Below are 21,191 nucleotides of genomic sequence, written 5' to 3' on the forward strand. Positions count from 1 at the left end.
ACCCATCTCATTCTCCAGGAGGAGTTCAAGATGGGTTATGCGAGAGTTAATCGGCAGTCCAAATAAAAGTGTGCTTAAATAGCCGTCAATCGACGGGTATTGTGAAATATCGCACATGATTATATGAAAACACTGCGATCCGCCAGTCCATTGCAGACAAGCGGTCAACCTCTCCTTCTTCCATCCAGACTATACTGTCGGTCCCGGAATTTCACCAGGTCCACCGTTCGCGTCAACAACGCGAGCCGGGTAGCGGACTGAGCACTGTAGATGAACTTAATAAGTTACTTCTACAACAGCATCACCGCCGGTAGGGAATTACACCCTGCCCTGAAGGATTGATCCTTTATTTAATTGAGGTTCAAGTTTTCCTTACTAACAAAATTATCACTTACACCAGCGAAATGCAAGTGCGTTTATTATATTTACTTAAAATTTGTAACTAGATTATAGATTGTACTGAGTTTATAAAAGGAAACCAAGAAGCGCCAGGACAAGGACTCCTGGCGCTTCTTGGTTATATTTCATGATTACAAACCACGTTCTTGTTGTTTCAAAAGATCACGAATTTCCGTAAGCAGCACGATATCCTCTGCAGGTGCTGGAGTCTCCACCACTTCAACTTTAACGGCTTCTTTGCGCTGAAATTTATTGGCCAGCTTGATAACCAGAAAAATGGAAAATGAAATAATAAAGAAATCCACAACCGATTGTAAAAATAGTCCATAAGGTATTTTCAGGTCCGTACTGACTTCAAGCACCCGATCCTTCAAATCTATCCCACCAGTAAGCAAACCTGCAATTGGCATAATAATGTCATTTACTAATGAAGTTACAATCTTTCCAAATGCAGCTCCAATAATGACCGCAACCGCTAAATCAAGAACATTTCCTTTCAAGGCAAAAGCTTTAAATTCCTTCCACATATTCCAAATTACCCCCAACATATTTAATTTGAAATTATTATAGCATAGTAGCTTCCTAATTCTTAAGACTTGTTAAGAAACTATTAAGTTTCCCTTTACTTTTATCTGCCAGCGTTGTTAAGAAGTCTCCTGTTAAATAGAGTTTAAGCACTACAAGAAAGGAAGATTTCTATCATGACAACTCTTAAAAAAGATTCCAGAACTGCATGTTAGGGGCATGGCTGGGAATGTATTATCCACAGATCAAAACATGGATTGAGGCACAGCGATCAGAGCAAGCTAAAATAAAAAACAAACTGGCATAATGCTGTGGGGGATTTGGTCTTTTATTCCACTAATTTATTAGCTGCTATACAGTTCCTTTGCCTTCACTGGTCTTCAAATGAGGCTTCCAAACAAGAAAATGTTGTATACTTCTTATAGCAAGATTGCTTTACAAGCAAGAAAGGACGCTGAGAAATGCACAACGGAACGCTGCTATTGGTGGACGACGAAGCCGAGATTATTAAACTAATGCAGATCTATCTGGAGAACGAGGGCTATCGGCTGTTAACTGCCAGAGACGGGCTGGAAGCACTCGAAATTATCAATAGAGAGACTATAGACCTAATGGTTCTTGATATCATGATGCCTAATATGGACGGCATTGAGGCTTGTATTAAAATTCGTGAAACGCAAAAATTTCCGATCATCATGTTATCTGCTAAAGGGCAGGAACTTGATAAAATCACCGGACTTAGCGTAGGTGCAGATGATTATGTTACGAAACCTTTTAGTCCGCTGGAGTTAGTTGCCCGTGTTAAATCCCAGCTGCGCAGAACTCGAAATTACATGGCAGATCTAAACGCCAAACAGGATGAAATCATCATTGATGGCTTGGTTATTAATTCGGTTACGCATGAAGTTAGTGTGGATGATCAGCCAGTTAAACTTACCCCGCGAGAATTTGCGATTCTAGAGCTGCTCGCCCGTAATAGAGGACAAGTCCTAAGCATGGAGCAGATCTACGCCAAAGTATGGAAAGAACAATTCCTGGAAAGCACCAATACACTCATGGTGCATATTCGTAAAATCAGAGAAAAAATAGAAGAAAATCCGCGTAAACCACAATACTTAAAAACGGTATGGGGCGTTGGCTACAAACTGGAAAAAGGAGGTCCTTCTAGTTGAACTTTAAACGATTCGATACCCTATCCTGGAAAATAGTTGGCTTCAGCTTAACGAGCCTAGCACTCACCGCTTTAATCTTAATGGGCGGCTATTATGGCACTTCACTATTGCTGTGGTTAAATCCTTCACGCTCCTTTTGGGGAGTCAGACTCATTCTCTGGGTGATCAATACCATTGGATCAACGCCAGTTGTAATTCTTATAGGGATTCCTTTATTTATTTTTTTCATCCTAAAACTGTCCAGAAATACAACTAAGAATCTTCATAACATTACGAGCGGAGTTCAGGCCATTGCGGATGGCAATTTGTCTTTCAAGGTGCCGGTATCAGGTACGGATGAACTCGGAAAGCTCGCTGAAAATATGAACACAATGGCTGGCAAGCTAAAATCTGCTATAGAGGAAGAACGAGCCGCTGCAAAAGCCAAAAATGACCTAATCACAGGTGTGTCCCATGACCTCCGAACCCCACTAACCTCTGTTCTCGGATTCCTTGAATATGTGGAGAAGGATCGTTATAAAAACGAGGTTGAGCTGCGTTATTATGTGAATATTGCCTATGAGAAATCTCTGACTCTTAAAAAGCTAATCGACGATTTATTTGAATACACACGCGTCAGCAGCAGCGGATTACCGCTAAATATTGAGCCTGTAGATCTCGGCAAGCTGCTCGAACAGCTGATTGAGGAATTTGCACCCGTACTGGAACAAGCAGATATGATCTACCGCATTCATACGGATACAGCTCCTCTGATCATCAACGGAGATGCGGACGAGCTGGTGCGATTGTATGAGAACCTATTTACCAATGCCGTAAGATACGGAAAGGAAGGGAAAATTCTAGACATTTCTGTTGTTAGAAAAGACGGTAGAATAGTTGCTGTATGTACGAATTATGGTACTCCTATCCCTGCATCCGACCTCCCCCACTTATTTAAACGCTTTTATCGTGTCGATAAATCCCGCTCCCGAGAGACAGGCGGAAGTGGCTTAGGGCTCGCCATAGCCAAGAGTATTGCAGAACTTCACGGCGGAACCATTACAGCCAAAAGCACACGCAAACAAACTGAATTTGAAACCTCTTTCCCTGTGAGCGAATGATGCTTGCAGGGATTTTTTGTACAATCTCATCCATTAAGAAAATGATAAGATTTCATAACATAAAGCCTTAAGATCTCTGACTTATAGTGATTTCATACCAACTCTGCTATAAGTGAGGAATTCCTCTAATATTATTATCCATCTTATTTAACTATGCTAGGGGCCATTTCATTCATACCGCGAAGCTAAGCATCGCCGACCGCTACTGATCTTTAGCTTAAGCACGCCGAGAACACCGTTACTATGACTGTGGGCAGTGTCAAAGCACTCGTGAACGGGAAAGCTCTCACCATTGATGCTGCGCCGCTACTGCCAGGAGGAAAAGTTTTAGTCCCGGTACACTTAAGAATCAGCCATAAAATTTTCAAAAAAAGCACAAAAGCACCCGGCATTTATCATGCTGGGTGCTTTTGCATAAAATCTTAAATCACACTAATCTCAATCACTCCGTCTTACCCCTACGTCTAAATACTCGGTTCAAAACAAAGCCTATCGTTATCAACCCAATTCCCGACAGATACAGTGGCATTGGACTATTCTCACCTGTCTTCGGCAGCTGAGGAGCAACCGAAGTGCTATTGTTCACCGTACCCTTTGGTACTTCTTCATCGGCGATATCAACTTCTCCTAAAGGAATTTCATCTTCGGTTATCTCTTGCTCAGGAATTCCCTCATCGGTTGATGTCGCGGATCCTAGATCGGCGGCAATTCCAGGACCAGCAGGAACAGCTGGATCATTAATAATTACCCCTGGTACGGGCGAACTTGTAGACGTGGGTACCACCGAACCTCCAGATGTGCTGCTTGTAGGGATTGGTGTAGGTGCAGCAGTCGCTTCTGGTGATGGAGAAACCGTCGGTTCTGGCGTTGTTGATGGTGCAGGTGTTACGGTTGGCTCTGGTGTTGTTGTTGGAGCATCGGTTGGCTCTGGTGTTGCCGTAGGCGTTGGCTCCACTGCTTTTTGATTCGTAATCACCAGTTGAATCGCTGACGAGGAACGAATCTCCACTGGATGCTCGGATGTATCGAGCACGTAACCATTTGGAGCTGCTGTCTCCACCAATACATAGCTACCCAGCCATATTTTATTGAATATAGCTGTACCCTCTGCATCTGTAGTTAGACTGTTAATCAATACACGTTCCGCTCCATTTAGTCGATACAATGCAAAAGTCGCATCACCAAGCGCTTTTAAGTTATCTTCAGCATCTAGCTTCTTAATATTGAGGGTGCCTCTAACCCCGCTGCCTGTGCCAGAACCGCTGGAGACCCCGACAATAATTTCTTTGGAGGTCTCTTTACTTATTTCGCTGCCGTTAAAACCACTGAAATGTACAGTATTTATTACTTTGTCTCCAGTGTTAGCCACAATCAGGGATTGATATTCGAGAATGTAAGCCCTGCTGATTTCCTTGGCAAAGCTTAACTCAAAGGATTGTTTTCCATCGGCATCCGTTGTAATAACTACGCTATAATCAATACCCTGAATCAATTCAGGGCCGCTTTTCGTGATATCTCCGTTCACAGCTACAGCCGTAGGATATAGATGGAATGAATTCTGCAGCAAAATTTGATTAGCACTAGGAGTATCTTTGATTAAAGCATCCTTTACAGTAGACTGCCCCCGGTTAATTTGCAGGCTCCAGTCGATTTTATCCCCGTTTTGTGTGCCGTCCTTCAGCACATAATCCTCTCCAAAAGGAATTTTTACGGAGGCGGTCAAATCTTTGGAAACCACTTTTGTTCCATCATAGAGATTAGCTTTATTATCAATAGTAGTGCCTATTATTTGCCCTTCAAGACTTGTGTTAAATTCAATGTAGAAAGCGGAGTTAATCTTATCTGTAAAAATAACCTTTAATTCATTATCGCTATTTACGCTGTGGGTATATTTATTAGGATTCACTTCTGTACCCATGGTAGGGTCACCATTCTTTGCAATATTCATAGTGTAAACTTTAAGTGAACCAGGAACCAAGGTCTGGCCTGATTTTAAAATATCTGCAAGCGCCGGAGCTTCGAGGGTTTTGCCGTTATAATTGGCGCCTATCGTCCAAGTAATTTCTTTAGTTGAAGCATCGTAGGCTCCCCCTTTAAATCCATTGTTTTTCGCTTCAGGTCTAGGAATGAATAACCCTTCTGCTTCTATCGTGCGTAAGGCTTCAGTAGAGTCCATCCAGTCTAAGCGAACTTTGTTGTTGAAATTTTCAGTTTTAGCCCAAATCCAATCCTTGTTAAATTCTGTAGAATAGCTAATCGTGTAAAGTCCAGATATTGGTGAATTAAACACTACCTTGAAGCCTTTATTAGGCTCGACAGGTAAGTTGTATACTAGATTATAGTTATTCGGATTTAAAACATTTCCATTCAGATTTCTAATCACCAGTGATTCCGGAATAAACTTTAGGCCGCCAAATGGGAAGGATTCGGTAACTGCAACATGGCTCATCGGGTAATTGTCACTATTCAATGTGACCTTCCAGCCCAATGTTTTATTCTGATAATCTACGGTTGATAAAGTCTTATAAAGAATGGAAGACCGGATTAATCGGGTAGCCTGATTACTATACGTACTATCGGAGACTGTATTAGTTATGGTGACATCCTCAAACACGCGCTTTATCGCTTTTGTCTTATATTCGATTCGATATGGTGAAGTAACATCGTGTACAAATTGCAATACAAATCCAGCCTTATGAACGTCTGAGGTGGAAACAACCGTGTAGTCAACATCCTTTGTCAAAACCTTGGCTAACGTTGCACCACCGGAAGAATCCAGCTGCACAGCATATACTTTTAATGAATCGGCTACCAGCTCTTGAGAATCATCGAACAAATCTGTTAACACAGCGTTTCCTTGCGGGATGTTCTTTTCACTGTAGTTATATTCAATTGCCCAGGAAATGATCTGCTTGCCCCCATCATAGCTTGTGGAATACTTTTTCAAGCTTCCTCCACGTTCTACATTCACTGTGGCAGAGGAGCTGGCAGGCTCTTGCCCATCTCCTGAAAAAGTTGCAGTATTGGTGAAGCTTAGCTGATGGTCATTAGCAATCCCTGTGGAATATACAATACGGTAAGCCTCTTTAATCACAGGCTCCTTAAAACGGACAATCAGTGACCCTCCGGAGAGCTCTGCAGAGTATTTGCTTGTGTCGAGCAATGCTCCTTCCGTTACTGAACCATCCAATTGAATGCTCAGTTGATACACGCTCACAGTGACTGGAGTATTTAATGATAAGCCTGAAGGGATGGGGTCCGTCACAATGGCATTCCCCACGGCTTCCAAAGACTTATTGACATCAACAGTCCATAATATTTGGTTCGCATTGAAGCCTTCGGGAATACCTCTCTTCTCTATAGTCGATCCAACACTTGGTTTAAAATTCACTGTCACTGTCTGAATACCGCCGCTCACGGGAAATAAAATATTCTGAATAGTACTGCCCGAGATTTTCTGTTTATCGAATTTAGTATTTAACCGCAGCGTTCCCTGCACGTCATCATGCGTTTCTATGTAGTCATTAAAAGTCATTATCACTTCATGTGAAATTTGCCTGACTTCAAAGCTCCCTACATCTCCATCCTCAGAGACTAAGGGTCCGTTAAAATCATTAAATAGCTGGAACTGTTCTGGAAGCTGAAAAGTAAAAGTGTCACCTTGCTTGTAATTATGATTTTTAGGAAGAGACCAATTATAATCCAAGGTAACATTAGCATCTTGTTCGTATACGCTATTCGTGACTGTGATTCCATCTGGCCCGTAAACAGCCATCGAAACACTGGTGATGATATTTCTTTCGTCATCAATCGCAGCCGCTTTTACTTGCGGAGCAAATCCGATGCCATAGGCATATTGTGCCACAAGCATCAAAATAATGACCATTACACTTATTTTTTTCTTAAACATGTTCTTTTTGCCTCCATTTTCTTGTTCTAATTGTTTTCCACCCCTGTTTGTTCAAAAGCTTCATATGTAATTCCGCACCCAGCGCCCCATCTTATGTTAATATAATGAAAAGTCTTCCTTATGTGGTGGAGTTGACAGAACATATACATATATACCCAATTTATGGATATCTAGAATCAATATTATTAAAATTCTCAAACTTTATTTTTGATGGATGTTTTCACGTTCAAAGGAGGTATGTCTATGCAGCTTTCATCTTTTTTTGATCGCCAGCACGCGGAGGATTTCATCATGTTCTCATCTTCGCATTGGGTTGCGCTGTCTATCATTACGTTAAGTTGTCTACTGCTCTATAGCTTACGGTTTGAAATTCGTGCAGATTCAAGACTTCGGCAAAGTGTGCGTTTGCTGCTAATCATTCTACTTGTAGTCTCAGAAGCCGGGCTGCAAATGTGGTACATCTCTCAGAACTTCTGGCGCTCCAGCTCCTCATTACCGTTCGAGCTCTGTGGAATCACTCTACTGCTGTCTATTATCATGTTAATTTCACGCAGTCGAACCCTTTATTCCTTTCTCTACTTTGCCGGGATCGGCGGAGCATTTATTGCGTTGCTTACCCCTAACCTAGTTTATCCGTTCCCTCATTTCCGCTTTCTCCTGTTTTTTATAGCTCATGGTTCTATTATTCTGGCGTCTCTTTATATGACCTGGATTGAGGGCTACAAGCCGACTTGGAGATCGTTACTCATCACCATGCTTGGCCTCAATATTGTGGCTGCCTGCATCTGGACTGCTAATTACTTCCTAGGCTCAAACTACATGTTCCTATCCCAGAAGCCTAGCACCTATTCCGTATTGGATTATTTTGGACCTTATCCTTATTACCTGCTTGTTGAAGAGCTGTTTGCCTTCACTGTGTTTCTTGCCATGTATTTGATATTCTTCTGGCTGCCAGAACGGCGCAATTCGCGGCGTACACAGGTTAGGCGGATTCTTTAACAACACAAAAAAGCCAGCCCCGATATTCGGAGACTGGCTTTTTAACTATTAAATCTTAAGCTTCGATGATTTCTACCGAAGTCATTTTGTCGCGTCCTTTGAAAGCATCAACAAGATCCATGCCTTCTACTACTTTACCAAACACAGTGTGTACTCCATCCAAGTGTGGTTGTGGAGCGTAGCAGATGTAGAACTGGCTTCCGCCTGTGTTCTTACCCGCATGTGCCATAGCAAGTGTTCCGCGTTCGTGTTTGTTTGGGTTAATTTCGCAGTTGATTGTGTATCCTGGACCGCCAGATCCAGTTCCGTTAGGGCATCCGCCTTGAGCAACGAAACCAGGGATAACACGGTGGAATGTTAATCCGTTGTAGAAACCTTCTTTTGCCAGCTTTTCAAAGTTGGCTACAGTGTTAGGTGCATCTTGATCGAACAAGTCCAGCAGCACTACGCCGCCATTTTCTAGAGTGATTTTCGCTTGCTTTGCCATATGTAAATGACCCCTTTCAAAATTAACAAATTTAGAATACCTCAATTATATTACTATGAAACCACGCACAAAGCAAAGCAAGCAGGAGACTTTCCTGCTTGCTCTGTATGCTGCTCAACCTTACCCACCTTACAGCAGCAGGCTATTACTTAGCAACAACTGTCTGTTTGGCGATACGCTCTGGAACAATATCGTTGGCAATAAGATCAGTATAGCTTTCACGACGCACTACAAGATCGCTTTGTCCGTTCTGTACGAATACTAAAGCCGGACGGCGAAGACGGTTATAGTTGCTGGCCATGGAGTAATTGTACGCGCCTGTGCAGGCTACAGCCAACAAGTCGCCGCTTTCAGCCTTCGGCAGCTCTACATCCCAGATCAACATATCTCCGCTCTCGCAGCATTTACCAGCGATGGAGACAGTCTCAGTTGCGTCTTCGTTAGCACGGTTAGCAAGCAATGCCTCGTATTTAGACTGATACAAAGCAGGGCGTGGATTGTCGGTCATTCCACCATCAACAGCAACGTACTTACGCACGCCAGGAATGTCCTTGTTAGATCCTACAGTGTACAATGTAGTACCTGCATCTCCAACAATACTACGGCCCGGCTCCACCCAAATTTCCGGCAAAGCACTATAAATTCCCGCAAAATGAGTCTTCACTGCATCCGTAATCGCTGCAACATATTCAGAAACATGTAGTGGGGTATCTCCCTCAACATAACGAATGCCGAAACCTCCGCCAAGATTGACTACACGGAAGTCCACTTCCAAGCCTTCTTTAACACTGCGGGCAAAAGTTGCCACACGCTCAACAGCCAGCTGGAAACCATCGGTCTCAAAGATCTGCGAACCAATATGGGAATGCACACCAAGCAGCGTGATATTCTTTTTGCTGACTGCTGCTTTCACTGCTTCATAGGCCGATCCATTACCGATATCAAAACCGAATTTGGAATCCGTCTGGCCAGTTGCGGTATATTCATGAGTATGCGCTTCTACACCTGGTGTCACCCGCAATAAGATGTTCACATTAACTTCTTTACGTGCGGCAATGGACTGCAAAAGGTTAAGCTCTACCAGATTATCGACTACAAAGCAGCCGATTTTGGCATCAATCGCCATTTCAATCTCTTCAGATGTCTTATTGTTGCCATGAAAATGAATACGTTCTGCCGGGAAGCCAGCTTGCAAAGCTGTATATAGTTCGCCGTCAGATACAACATCCAGTGACAAACCTTCTTCATCAGCCAAACGAACCATTGCCATTACTGAAAACGCCTTGCTTGCGTAAGCTACTTGGAAACCAAGGCCGGAGGCTTTAAAAGCATCCATATATTCCCGGCAACGTTGTCTAACCAATTGCTCGTCCAATATATATAGCGGGGTTCCATATTCCGCTTTCAATTCAGTTACATCACATCCGCCGATCTCCAAATGCCCAGCATCGTTAATGCGGCTAGTACCGTGTAGAAACATTCTTTAGTCCTCCAATTTCTGTGGAATATCAAGGTTCCACCCTGTCTTAGTGTATTCAGTATAACAGACAGTGGGAACTCCATTGAATGGACTAATTTGCAGTAGTTTTGTATTTTCCTACGATTGTTACTCATTCTCTTGAGATGGCGGCATTCTGGTATTGTCTCTGGTTTTGTTAAAAGACGGTCTTTCCTTCGAACTTAGGACCGGTTTACGCAATAGAATTTCACTCATTGCCTTTGCATTAAAGGGTATAAACGGCCACATATATGAGGAGTTATAGGACCGATGAGTGGTTAAGAAGATAGTCAGCAACGTCGTGCCAATCATAAAGCCTGGTACCTGGAACGCCGCTACGGCAATTAATAACACAAGCCTGACTATACGATTCGCCAGACCCAGCTCATAACTCGGAGTCGCGAACATACCGATTGAGGCTACCGCCATATATAGTACTACTTCGTTTACAAACAGACCGCTCTGCACCGCTATATCACCAATCAATATGGCTGCAATCAAACCCATCGCTGAGCCTAAAGGTGTTGGGGTATGCACGGCGGCCATCCGCAGTAAATCAACCCCAAGCTCTACAATCAGAAACTGAGCGAGAATAGGAATTCTCGCTGTCTTTTGCGGCCCGATAAAATCCAGCATAGCAGGCTTTAACTCAGGATGGATAACAAGCAGCATCCATAACGGGAGCAGGAACATGGAGGCGAAGATGCCGATGAAACGGACCCACCGCAGATATGTCCCCATAAAAGGAGTCTGACGATTCTCCTCCGCATGCTGGCAAAGATCAAAAAAGGTGGTCGGAAGAACAATTACAATGGGTGAGGTATCCACGAATAATATGACCCGTCCCTCCAATAAATTGGAGGCAACAACGTCAGGGCGTTCAGAATAACGCACCATAGGATAAGGGTTCCACCCTCCGCCGATAATCGCTTCCTCCAATTGCTTATCCGCCAGTGGAATACCATCGATATCGATGCTGTTGATTTTATCGATGACAGACGTAACCTGTGTTTTATCAACGATATCATCGATGTAAGCCACACAGACATCTGTCCGTGTCCGCCGTCCCACTTGAAACATTTCAAGCTTCAGCCCCGGATCACGTATCCGTCTTCTTACAAGTGAAATATTACTAAGCAGGGTTTCTGTAAAACCATCACGCGCACCACGTACCACCCGATCAATCGAGGGTTCATCAGGACTTCGCATTGGGTAAGATCGAGTATCCATTAGGATAACTTTGTTCTCGCCCTCAATAAATAGTGCGCTCATTCCTTTTAATACTTTATCGAAACATTCACTTAATACACTACCCTCTTCAACTTGAATATGAGGGATGTATTCGTTCATAAAGCTACCTAACACACCTGCGGACAAATTTTCTGAAGAAAGGTAGGTTAGTCGTTTCAGAATTTCATCCGTTACATCTTCGTTGGTGAATCCGCTTAAACAGAGTAAAGCTGTCTTATGTCCCCCAAAGGACATTTCTCTAAACGTCACATCAAAACTTGATCCCAGTCCCATCACTTCGGTCAGCGTGTTTTTTGTTTCTTGTAGAGAACCTGGGATATGATCATTGCCTTGCCAATAAATAACGGATTCCTTTAATGAGTTAGAATGCTCACTATCGCGTTTGTCTTGCAGCTTATTTTTCCCTTTGTTCTGAGTCTGCTGCTTCGCCTGCTTCTTCGAAGGCTTCGGTTGAGCTTGAGAACCCTCCCCGGTTCCGGTACCGTTATCTGTGCCTCCTGCTGCCTGAGCATTCTGATCCTGTGCCTCATCATCTGATTCCGAATCCTCTGAATCCATACCAAATAACCTGGCAAAAAAACCTTTACTCGGCTCATTGGGCTCCTGATTGCCGAGCTCATCCGATGCTTCTGCATTCTGCTGCCCTGTTCCCTGCTCCGCAGTCGCTTCCGCATCTTGCTGCCCAGTTCCCTGCTCCGCAGTGGCATCTGCTGCATCCTGCTGCCCTGTTCCCTGCTTCGCAGTGGCATCTGCTGCATCCTGCTGCCCTGTTCCCTGCTCGGCAGTCGCTTCCGCATCCTGCTGCTCTGTTCCCTGCTCCGCAGTGGCATCTGCTGCATCCTGCTGCTCTGTTCCCTGCTCCGCAGTTGCATCTGCGTCTTGCAGCTCAGTGCCTAATTCAGCTGACGCCTCTGCATCCTCCTGGTCTTGGCTAGTTTCAGTTGTTGTAGAATTTTCCGCTGAATCTTCACTTTCCCCGATAGCTGAAGCTCCTACAGGTTCTGTGTGATCTGCAACTAGATCCGCTGCAGTTGTCTTCATTGCTGCAGCAGCTGCAGCATTATCTTCCAGATGATCATCTTCCGGTGCAGAATCACCGCTGTGAATAAACTTGCTCATTTCCTAACCCCCTGTTTACTGTCGGTATACAAACCAGTCGAACAAAGAACCCGCGACCTTCCCACTCACCATCGCCATTAACAGACCGAATAGATAATGTGTCATATTCAAGCGTTTAGCGAGTATCGGCAGCACATTTAATACCTCGGTCAATGCTGCAGCGAGCATCCCGACAAAAATCCCATCAAATAGTCCTACACCAAGTTCAACTAGAGGACCTGAGGTAATTTTCCAATTCCAAAAATCACTAACAGTACCTACTAAAGATCCACCTACCATCGCGCCTTCGTACCAATGAACTTTATCGTAAGAAGAGGTTAATTGCGCCAGACGCGGCACCATATCGAGCACAACAAATAGAGCGATCACTCCGCCGCCTACAGCAATACCACCCGCAATGCCCAGCAGCAAATTTAGTCCCAGTGCTATGGGTGCCGTCATCTTCAGTCCTCCGTATTCTCAGATTGGTTTTCACTTCGGCGCCTCATCTTGCTGTATTCCTCATTGATGACATATTGGTCGATGTTCTTCTGATACAGATACATTTCCACTTCCAGCGGAGTAGGCTCCTCGTTCCACTTCTTTTTAAATAAATGGTTGAAAAAAATGACCATCCCAAACCCGATGCCCAGAGAATAAGCAATCTGAAATATATAGGGATGCTCATCCCGATGACCCGTTAGCATCTCCACAATTCGAATTTGTACCTCCAGCATATTTACATCAGCATGAAAGTTCATAATTGTCAGAGCAGACCCAAAGAAAAGCAGCAGCCACACTAAAACAAACATCGCCACCGAAGGTTTCCGTCTCTCCACCTGACTCTCAATCTGCACAATCGTCCTCCCTTCACCGATCGGTTCAATGTCCGCATTCGGTATAAGTTCATATATCCGGGGGATAACCATCAACAGATCAATCAAAATCAGATTGCCGTCACTTTGCTCCGGCTTCATTAAGAGAATTGTCTCCAACGACTCTTTCAGCTCAGGCTCCGCTATCAAAAAAGCAATATCACCCAATGTGACACCTTTACCCTTGGGAACCATCACCCGATTTTTAAGCTGTATATAGATGGTGGGAGCAGAATGTTGTTTCATCCGCATTCCTCCTAAAGGTTATGGTGAAGCTCAGGTCCAAGATAACGGTAGTATGGGAGTAAAGCCTTATTTTTACTCTTGCTGCTCTGAATCAATTTCCTGAAATACTGAAATGTTGCTTGTTTATAGGTATCAGGAAAGGCCAATCCTTCTTCTGGAAATTAAAAAGAAGACAGCTCAAGGTAATTAACCTTAAGCTGTCTTCTTGTTTCTGCCAATTCATCAGTTAGATCGCAAGTAATCCAACATACCGTGCCTGTTCAATTTCATCCAGAAACGAGATATCCATTCCATTGATAAATGTGGTTGTCATCATTGCTACTCCTTTACAGAACCAAGTGTCATCCCTTTAACAAAATATTTTTGCAGGAAAGGATATACGATCAAAATTGGAGCGGCTCCGATAAATATTTGCGCGGCTCTCACCGTCGTCTGCGAGATCAGCTCCATTTCCTTTGGATTGATGCTCATGGAGCTCATATCCCGTTGAATGATAACCGTCTGCAGGAATGTCGCCAGTGGAAATTGTTTGGAATTATTCAAATACAATAGTCCATCAAACCAGGAGTTCCAATGGAACACCATACTAAACAAGGCAATCGTAGCGATCGATGGTAAAGAAATCGGCAAGTAAATGCTGAACAACGTACGGAAATGTCCGGCTCCGTCTATAAGCGAGGCCTCCTCCAGATCTTTTGGAATACCACGGAAGAAGTTCAGCATCAGAATCACCAAGAACGTATTTACCGCACCTGGCAGAACAAGTACCCAGAAGGAATCCATCAAACCAATCTTTTGAATCACAATGTAAAATGGAATCAATCCGCCGTTGAACACCATACTGAAAACGAACAACCAAGAGTAGACATTACGGCCCTTGAAGGCTGAGTTTTCTTTGGACAACGGGTAGGCTGCCAGAAAAGTAATTAATAGTGTAAGTCCAGTCCCGAGTATGGTTCTTTGTACAGATACCCAGATGGAGTGTAGGAAGATTGGATTGTTTACTGTCTTTTTATAAGCTTCCAGAGAGAATTGCTTTGGCCATAATCCTACCAAATTGGCGTCAGCTGCCGACTTCGCGCTAAAGGATACAGCCAGCACGTGAATCAAAGGTACAATACACATCAGTGCGAGCAGGATTAGAAAGCAAGTATTAAACACATTGAATATACGATAACCTCTTGTTTTGTAATACATAAGTTGTCTCCCTCTTCCTTTGGTAGATTAGAAAATGCGATATCCTGCCCACTTCTTAGCCAAACTGTACGAGACGAGAATTAGGATCATACTAATGGCCGACTTAAACAGTCCGATTGCCGTACCAAAGCCCATCTCACCATTCAGAATAGCCGTGCGGTACACGAAGGTATCAATAATATCGCCTTTCTGATAGACCAGTGGATTGTAGAGGTTAAAAATCTGGTCAAACCCTGCGTTCAATACATTTCCGAGAGCCAAGGTACCTACCACCACAACCATTGGCAATAGAGATGGCATTGTGATAAAACGTGTCTGCTTCCAGCGGTTAGCGCCGTCTATTTCAGCAGCCTCATATAATGAAGGATTGATTCCTGCTAGAGCAGCTAGGAAGACGATCGTATTATAACCAAATTCCTTCCACACATCTGTGAGAATAACTGTGAACCGGAACCAGTTGTTATCCCCTAAGAAAAAGATGGGTTTGAAGCCCATGCTGCCTAAGATCTGATTGACAAAACCATCTGTAGCAAGCAAATCCAGCAATATCCCGCCGAGAATAACCCAAGATAAAAAGTGAGGCAAGTAAACCAGCGTCTGAATAGTGCGCTGTATGTATACCTTGCGAATCTCATTTAACAAAATGGCGAACACAAACGGTACAGCCAGATTGAAAATCATTTTTAGAACAGCAATAATCAATGTATTCCAAATGACCTGCATACTGTCATTACGTTCAAACAGATAACGGAAATTGTCCAATCCAACCCATGCCGAGCCTGAAATTTTCAGCCATGGCTTATAATCCTGAAATGCCATCACAATTCCGCCCATTGGAATAAAGCTGAAGATGATCAGGAATATCATCGCCGGCAATAACATCAAGTGAAAAGGCCATGTTTTTTTTAGTGTTCTCATCCTTGGTCCCCCATATCGTGTCAAGTTCTTCTGTAACCATACTCAAATTATAGCAACGCCCGAATTCCTCAAATAGCGAGCAAAACCAATATATATGGTACAAAAGCAATCTCTTTATCACATAGAAAAAAGAGGACTCCAAACGCAAACAGGGACCCTCCCTAAAGCTATTACTACGGCTGAAGAGACGGTCCCGTTTGCTGCTTTTTACCTAGCCAAACTAAATCCAAACCTTATTTTACGCTGTCATACCATTCGTTAACTTCTTTAGTGATTTGATCGCCACCACCTGATTTCCAGGTCGCTACAAAGGAATCAAATGCATCCAGCGGTTTGTTGCCATAGATGATTTCATTAAACGTTTGGTTCTCAATTTTGTTCAGATAGTCCATCTTCGATTTCATAGTTTCGGTCGTAGGACCTGTGAACATATTCTTAAAGGATTTATCCTCTTGCGCCAGCAGAACTTTTGCAGCAGCTGGGGTATCTTTACCATAATTCACAGCTACGTCTTTCTCCAGGCGGGTTGTTGGCTCTGCGCCATCTGCCAGGTTAAGGAGTGCTTTCATTTGGGCATCCGGAATCCGGGCACCGTCACGAACCAGCATATAACGAACGCTATTCACATAACCGCCAGCAATTTTATCATTTTCGATCATCTTACCGTTCGCATCTAGCTCATAGTCGTATCCTGCAAAAAGGCCGTTATCCAGTTCACTGCCTGGCGTTGGATTAGCAAAGTTATCGAACAGGTAGTTTTGATAAGTAAAGAAGGCTTCAGGATTTTTCATTTTCGTGCTGATCAAAGTTACACCGTTAGTGAATTGTGTACCATGACGCATAACCTTTCCATCTGGACCCGCTGGAATTTCAATTGGAGCCCATACTGCATCTGGAGAGTTCTTCACGGTATCCTGAAGCGGCCAGCCGCTCATCCAGTAAGGACCCGGGAGAATACCTGCTGTACCCGCAACTGCTGGTTCGGCAGTTTTGTTCTCATCCCAAAGAGCCGCTTCCTGAGGAATATAACCTTTATCCAACCATTCCTTCAGTTTTTCGAGCCCTTGCTTCATGCCAGCATTTACAGAGCCGTATTCTAATTTACCATCAGCATCTAGATTCCATTGCTGTGGCAAGGTTCCGTAAGCACCAAAGATCCAAGAAGGGTCGCCCATCCAAGTGTTCATCGTTGTTTTAAAGCCGATACTAAGTGGAGTTACCTTGTCTGGTGCCAAGCCATCAGGGTTCTGATTCTTGAACGCATCCATCACTTTTTCCAGCTCATCGATCGTCTTCGGTGCTTGCATATTCAGCTTATCCAGCCAATCTTGGCGGATCCACAGAATGTAATCATGGTTATATGCATAATCGAGAACAGGCAGACCCATTCTTTTTCCATCACGGCTGTATTGGTTCCAAACGTTAGGATCCTGTGCCATCGCTTCTTTCCATGTATCTGAAGCATATTTATCAAACAAAGTTCCTACATCAGCATACATGCCGGAATCGATCAAATCCTGTGCAATCGTGTTGTCGGCTGTACCGATGGTTACGACATCAGGCATGTCCTGACCTGAAGACATGGATAAACGCAGCTTCGTACCAAATGCGCCGTTCGTATCTGTGATGGACCAAAGGGACTTAATGTTGATGCCGAATTTTTCTTTAGCCCATTTTGTAGCCACGTTATTCTCAATGCTTTCACCGTTTTTGAATTTAAGCTCAGGGTCCACGCCCCATGCGGTTGTAAATGTCACCTCAGGATCGTATTTATCCTTGTAGGCGTTTTCAGAATTGGAAGCTGTATTTGCAGTCGCTTCACCAGCTGTTTTATCTCCAGCAGTGTCTTTACTATTAGCAGCGTTATTGCCTGAACAGCCCGCAAGGCTACCCGCCAAAAGCATGCTCATACACAGGAGCGGCAGCCATCTTTTTCTCTTCATCGCGCTCATTTTGTTCCCCCTTGGATTCCATAAGTGTTGGTTACAATTTAATTATAGGGAACGATTCTAAGCCCGAATACGTCATTTAAACAAGGTTTCTGCACCTTTCTCAACCTCTATCCGTCCCGGAATTCATTTGGTGTCATATGGTAGTGTTTTTTGAACATCTTACTGAAATATTGCGGATTTTGATATCCAAGCTCAGAGGTGATTTCATAGATTTTTTTATTCGTATTTTTAAGCAGATAAAGTGCCCGTTCCATCCGCATCCGAATAATATAGTCCCCAAGCCCTTCCCCAGTCTCAGCCTTATAAATCTTGGACAAGTAGACAGGATGCAAATATACATGATCGGCAATGGTTTTGACGGACAGCTCATGACCCGAATGGTTTCCTACCAGCTCATGGACCTGCTTGATAATATAACTTTTCGTATTCTGATCGCTTTCGGATAGCTCCTTCTGAAGCTTATCGAGCATATCAAACGCCCATTCTTTAAGCTTATCAAAAGAAACAATAATACTCTGCGTCAACAACGGATCTAAAGCGTATTGATCAATCTTGGAGATGAACTGGCCACTCTTATGCGCTATATACATAAATGCATTCGTTATCGATAGAAAGACCTCGTACAGATGTTCACTAGAAAACCGTGCATTCTCCATATCCCGGAACACGTCAGCAATTTTTTGCCTTGCTGTATCCCATTGTTTGGATTCCAACAGATGAATGAGTGTAGGTGGACGATAAAGACATTCGAGCGATTTGATGCTCATCGTCTCCTGATGCTGGCGATCATCCAAAAACAGCACGGAACTGGATTCATCATGTGCTGCCAAATACATCGAGCTAAGACCGCTTCGATAGGCAGCCGTCATCCCCTCTGGAAAGGTGAACCACTCCGTTACAATCAGTGAAATCTCACCCTTGAGGTAATTGCTTACACTAATTTGGAAATTCGCGATCACCGCTTTTAGGACTTGCTGCCTTGCAGCTTCATAGTTAGCCATTTGCTCCAATCCCTGCTGAACTGCCGGCTTTAATTCAACAAGCAGAATCAAGCAATCATGCGGCGCTTTGCAGAACCAGACATGGAACTGCTCCTTAAAAAGCTCCTCGGCAATGTTACCGATCGCATATTCCATTAGAGAAACCGAATGGTGATCCATGGCGGCATAATGTTTACCAAGCTGAATCAGCAGCATCGCTGCTTCAGCGTCCGGCTGGAAGGAGATTTCATATTCCTTCAGCTTAATGGCCAGCGTCCGCTCGGACAGCACCCTGCCGAGAAGCAATTCGTGCATCAGATTAGCCCGCAAAACACTGTAATCGGCTTTGCGATTATACAGCAGCAAATGATATCTATCATGGGCTTCCCATTCATCTTTCAAAGATTCAATCGCACCGGATACGCTTTTGATAAACTCGTCATCACTTACCGGCTTCAAAATATAATCAAATGCCTGCAGTTGAATAGCTTTTTTCGCATATTGAAAATCGGAATAACCCGTCAATAAAATGGACCGAATATTTGGCCATTGCTCGCCTACGGCTTCTATTAATTGCAGGCCAGTCATTCCTGGCATTGAAATATCAGTAACCATAATATCTATAGCCTGCTGTTCCATAATTTGCAGAGCTTCAGCACCCGATGCCGCTTGATGCACCTGCTTTACCCCGATTTCAGCCCATGGAATAGTACGGGCTAAACTTTCCGTAACATAGGGCTCATCATCAACTAACAACAGCTCTATCATTCTTTCTCCTCCTAGATGTCATTCCATTTCATTGTCTGTGTTGGGCAGCAACCACTGCAGTGTCACCTGTAATCCTCCAAGCGGAGAAGGCGAGATGCGCAAGCCAGACGTCTCCCCAAAACGCAGCCGCATTCTCTGATGCACATTCCATAAACCGCAGCCCATTTCTTCATCCATCGCCCTGCTTAGTTTATTTTCCAGTTCTATAATTCCCTCTGGCGTCATGCCCTGACCATCATCCTCAACCGTAAGCGTCATTTCTCTGCCTACACATGAACCCGTAATCCGCACCAGTCCCTCTTTGGCGACGGGCTCAATTCCATGTATAACCGCATTCTCCACCAAAGGCTGCAGTACGAGCGGCGGAAGCTCTCTTTTGCGCATTTGCGGTGGGATATTGATCTCATAACGAAGTCTGCTCATCCTCATCTTCTGGATCTCCAGATAATGATTCACAAATTCCACCTCTTCAGACAGCGCAACCAAATCACGTTCCTGACGAGTGGTGTATCTGTAATATCGGGACAAATTATGCGACATCCCAACGACTGCCCCCATATTATCGAGCTTCGCCATACTTGTAATAAAGGAGAAGCAATTATAGAAAAAATGTGGATTTATCTGTGATTGAAGCTGCTTTAAGCGGGCTTCGCGAACATGGATTTTCTCCATCAGCACATTCTCGATCAGCATCTGAATCTGTTCTACCATACTGTTAAACCGGCCGGACAGGAAGCTGAATTCATTCTTCCCTTTAATCTCCACTCGCGCAGAATAATCCCCTTGCTTCAACCGTTGAAAGCCTCCAACCAATAACCTTATAGGCACCTGCACTTGAACATATAACAGATAGGCTACGAGACAGCTCATTAACAACAAAGCACTGATCGCAAAATAAAATAAACGATTAGAGGTCAGGATTGGATGTAGGATTTCAGTCAGCGGCATATAGTCGATCAAATACCAGCCCATTTTGTCCGAATAGACGATATTTACACTGTAGGATTCACCTTCTATTTTGACCGTGCGGTTCTCACTAGGCTTCAGCTGGGTCTCTTCCAGCCTGTCTACCAATTCTTTAGCTAACACCTTGTCGGCACTGCGGTTAAAAATAAGTCCTGTTCCCTGCTTATAATAAAAAGGGTCTCTTCTGCCATCACTTTTGAATTTATCCAGCATATCTTCTATGTTCCGGCTGTCGAACTCTACCTTCATAACCGTTTTGACTTTTTCCGGAGCGAATTCTGACATAAAAGGTGTAAAAGAAAACCACGAGAATACGAAGCGGTCACCCTCCTGCCCTTCAATCTTCTCCACATGCCAGCCCGACTTCACTTCCCGCTTCAGATCCTCATCTTCGTATAACTTCGCATCATTTTCAGATACCATACGATGAATGGACGGGGAGTATAAATACAGCTTACTCTTCCAATTGGAGGAGCTTTCTTGAATGCTGATTTTGGTCTGAATCCGTTTGATCAGGTTTATCGTATCCAGATTCAAACGCCCTTTTTCCAGATAAGTGTCCTTAAGGCTGAGGATATCAGGATCATGGATCAGCAGAATCGGCCACGAGGACAATAACTCCATATTACTTTCTACCTGATTCAGAAAAAAACTAAGCTGATTATTATTCGAAGTATTTAACTCCGTACGCAGCACATCCGTGGTCGTTTTATTGGAATAGAAGTAAAGGATGGTTATCGGGATCAGCATAATGACCATGATACACACGATTTTGGTAAATAAATTATATCTATACACGTTCTTTCACTCTCCGGCTCAAATGTCATAGCCCCTATTGTACAAACAATCC

At 43.8% G+C, this 21,191-nt stretch carries 15 protein-coding genes, 1 pseudogene and 1 riboswitch; of the genes and pseudogenes, 4 read left to right on the plus strand and 12 right to left on the minus strand.

Annotated elements, in window-relative coordinates:
• Nucleotides 1–168: 168 nt before the first annotated feature.
• Nucleotides 169–342: riboswitch (FMN riboswitch) on the minus strand.
• Nucleotides 343–530: 188 nt separating this feature from the next.
• Nucleotides 531–926, minus strand: a complete 396-nt coding sequence (gene mscL / locus NYE35_RS21815; protein ID WP_036676141.1) for a large-conductance mechanosensitive channel protein MscL — start codon at nucleotides 924–926, stop codon at nucleotides 531–533.
• Nucleotides 927–1,385: 459 nt separating this feature from the next.
• On the opposite strand from mscL, the gene NYE35_RS21820 reads away from it, so the two are divergent.
• From NYE35_RS21820 to NYE35_RS31480, 3 genes and pseudogenes are all read left to right on the plus strand, one after another.
• Nucleotides 1,386–2,096, plus strand: a complete 711-nt coding sequence (locus tag NYE35_RS21820; protein ID WP_341122035.1) for a response regulator transcription factor — start codon at nucleotides 1,386–1,388, stop codon at nucleotides 2,094–2,096.
• On the plus strand, nucleotides 2,093–3,196 hold the full coding sequence (locus tag NYE35_RS21825; protein WP_341122036.1) for a sensor histidine kinase: 1,104 nt from the start codon (nucleotides 2,093–2,095) through the stop codon (nucleotides 3,194–3,196). Before NYE35_RS21820 ends, NYE35_RS21825 begins: the two co-directional genes overlap by 4 nt.
• A 231-nt stretch (nucleotides 3,197–3,427) precedes the next feature.
• Nucleotides 3,428–3,622 (plus strand): annotated as a pseudogene (locus NYE35_RS31480) (stalk domain-containing protein); the annotation flags it as partial.
• Between the two features lie 16 nt (nucleotides 3,623–3,638).
• Here NYE35_RS31480 and NYE35_RS21830 read toward each other — a convergent pair.
• Nucleotides 3,639–7,106 carry a collagen binding domain-containing protein gene (locus tag NYE35_RS21830; RefSeq protein ID WP_341122037.1) on the minus strand — a complete coding sequence of 1,156 codons (3,468 nt, stop codon included), beginning with the start codon at nucleotides 7,104–7,106 and terminating at the stop codon, nucleotides 3,639–3,641.
• Nucleotides 7,107–7,349: 243 nt separating this feature from the next.
• Here NYE35_RS21830 and NYE35_RS21835 point away from each other — a divergent pair, with 243 nt between their 5' ends.
• On the plus strand, nucleotides 7,350–8,105 hold the full coding sequence (locus NYE35_RS21835; protein ID WP_076141324.1) for a YwaF family protein: 756 nt from the start codon (nucleotides 7,350–7,352) through the stop codon (nucleotides 8,103–8,105).
• A gap of 55 nt (nucleotides 8,106–8,160) precedes the next feature.
• On the opposite strand, the gene NYE35_RS21840 is transcribed toward NYE35_RS21835, so the two are convergent.
• From NYE35_RS21840 to NYE35_RS21885, 10 genes are all read right to left on the minus strand, one after another.
• Nucleotides 8,161–8,592: a peptidylprolyl isomerase gene (locus NYE35_RS21840; RefSeq protein ID WP_036676135.1), complete on the minus strand. Its 432-nt coding sequence runs from the start codon at nucleotides 8,590–8,592 to the stop codon at nucleotides 8,161–8,163.
• A gap of 145 nt (nucleotides 8,593–8,737) precedes the next feature.
• Nucleotides 8,738–10,072 (minus strand): diaminopimelate decarboxylase, encoded by a 1,335-nt coding sequence (gene lysA / locus NYE35_RS21845; protein ID WP_036676133.1) that lies wholly within the window; start codon nucleotides 10,070–10,072, stop codon nucleotides 8,738–8,740.
• Nucleotides 10,073–10,198: 126 nt separating this feature from the next.
• Nucleotides 10,199–11,899, minus strand: coding sequence for a spore germination protein (locus NYE35_RS21850; RefSeq protein ID WP_076104482.1), 1,701 nt, complete (start codon nucleotides 11,897–11,899; stop codon nucleotides 10,199–10,201).
• Between the two features lie 576 nt (nucleotides 11,900–12,475).
• Nucleotides 12,476–12,901, minus strand: a complete 426-nt coding sequence (locus NYE35_RS21855; RefSeq protein WP_036676132.1) for a stage V sporulation protein AB — start codon at nucleotides 12,899–12,901, stop codon at nucleotides 12,476–12,478.
• Between the two features lie 2 nt (nucleotides 12,902–12,903).
• Nucleotides 12,904–13,560, minus strand: coding sequence for a stage V sporulation protein AA (locus NYE35_RS21860; RefSeq protein ID WP_036676129.1), 657 nt, complete (start codon nucleotides 13,558–13,560; stop codon nucleotides 12,904–12,906).
• 318 nt (nucleotides 13,561–13,878) lie between these two features.
• Nucleotides 13,879–14,757, minus strand: coding sequence for a carbohydrate ABC transporter permease (locus NYE35_RS21865; RefSeq protein WP_076104427.1), 879 nt, complete (start codon nucleotides 14,755–14,757; stop codon nucleotides 13,879–13,881).
• Nucleotides 14,758–14,784: 27 nt separating this feature from the next.
• Nucleotides 14,785–15,675 (minus strand): ABC transporter permease, encoded by an 891-nt coding sequence (locus NYE35_RS21870; protein WP_036676126.1) that lies wholly within the window; start codon nucleotides 15,673–15,675, stop codon nucleotides 14,785–14,787.
• 233 nt (nucleotides 15,676–15,908) lie between these two features.
• Nucleotides 15,909–17,627 carry an extracellular solute-binding protein gene (locus tag NYE35_RS21875; RefSeq protein WP_036676124.1) on the minus strand — a complete coding sequence of 573 codons (1,719 nt, stop codon included), beginning with the start codon at nucleotides 17,625–17,627 and terminating at the stop codon, nucleotides 15,909–15,911.
• A gap of 107 nt (nucleotides 17,628–17,734) precedes the next feature.
• Nucleotides 17,735–19,375 carry a response regulator gene (locus NYE35_RS21880; protein ID WP_341122038.1) on the minus strand — a complete coding sequence of 547 codons (1,641 nt, stop codon included), beginning with the start codon at nucleotides 19,373–19,375 and terminating at the stop codon, nucleotides 17,735–17,737.
• An 18-nt stretch (nucleotides 19,376–19,393) separates the two neighbouring features.
• On the minus strand, nucleotides 19,394–21,139 hold the full coding sequence (locus NYE35_RS21885; protein ID WP_341122039.1) for a sensor histidine kinase: 1,746 nt from the start codon (nucleotides 21,137–21,139) through the stop codon (nucleotides 19,394–19,396).
• Between the last annotated feature and the right edge of the window lie 52 nt (nucleotides 21,140–21,191).

It is taken from the genome of Paenibacillus sp. FSL L8-0494, from assembly GCF_038003695.1.
Taxonomy (GTDB): Bacteria; Bacillota; Bacilli; order Paenibacillales; family Paenibacillaceae; genus Paenibacillus_AQ; species Paenibacillus_AQ odorifer.

What these genes read in the sequence shown, in the direction of transcription:
- NYE35_RS21855 (WP_036676132.1), bottom strand. Translation starts at nt 12,901, where the DNA reads ATGACGGCACCCATAGCACTGGGACTAAATTTGCTGCTGGGCATTGCG.
- NYE35_RS21835 (WP_076141324.1), top strand. Translation starts at nt 7,350, where the DNA reads ATGCAGCTTTCATCTTTTTTTGATCGCCAGCACGCGGAGGATTTCATC.
- NYE35_RS21870 (WP_036676126.1), bottom strand. Translation starts at nt 15,675, where the DNA reads ATGAGAACACTAAAAAAAACATGGCCTTTTCACTTGATGTTATTGCCG.
- NYE35_RS21830 (WP_341122037.1), bottom strand. Translation starts at nt 7,106, where the DNA reads ATGTTTAAGAAAAAAATAAGTGTAATGGTCATTATTTTGATGCTTGTG.
- NYE35_RS21865 (WP_076104427.1), bottom strand. Translation starts at nt 14,757, where the DNA reads ATGTATTACAAAACAAGAGGTTATCGTATATTCAATGTGTTTAATACT.
- NYE35_RS21820 (WP_341122035.1), top strand. Translation starts at nt 1,386, where the DNA reads ATGCACAACGGAACGCTGCTATTGGTGGACGACGAAGCCGAGATTATT.
- NYE35_RS21875 (WP_036676124.1), bottom strand. Translation starts at nt 17,627, where the DNA reads ATGAGCGCGATGAAGAGAAAAAGATGGCTGCCGCTCCTGTGTATGAGC.
- NYE35_RS21840 (WP_036676135.1), bottom strand. Translation starts at nt 8,592, where the DNA reads ATGGCAAAGCAAGCGAAAATCACTCTAGAAAATGGCGGCGTAGTGCTG.
- NYE35_RS21860 (WP_036676129.1), bottom strand. Translation starts at nt 13,560, where the DNA reads ATGAAACAACATTCTGCTCCCACCATCTATATACAGCTTAAAAATCGG.
- NYE35_RS21850 (WP_076104482.1), bottom strand. Translation starts at nt 11,899, where the DNA reads ATGGATTCAGAGGATTCGGAATCAGATGATGAGGCACAGGATCAGAAT.
- NYE35_RS21880 (WP_341122038.1), bottom strand. Translation starts at nt 19,375, where the DNA reads ATGATAGAGCTGTTGTTAGTTGATGATGAGCCCTATGTTACGGAAAGT.
- lysA (WP_036676133.1), bottom strand. Translation starts at nt 10,072, where the DNA reads ATGTTTCTACACGGTACTAGCCGCATTAACGATGCTGGGCATTTGGAG.
- mscL (WP_036676141.1), bottom strand. Translation starts at nt 926, where the DNA reads ATGTGGAAGGAATTTAAAGCTTTTGCCTTGAAAGGAAATGTTCTTGAT.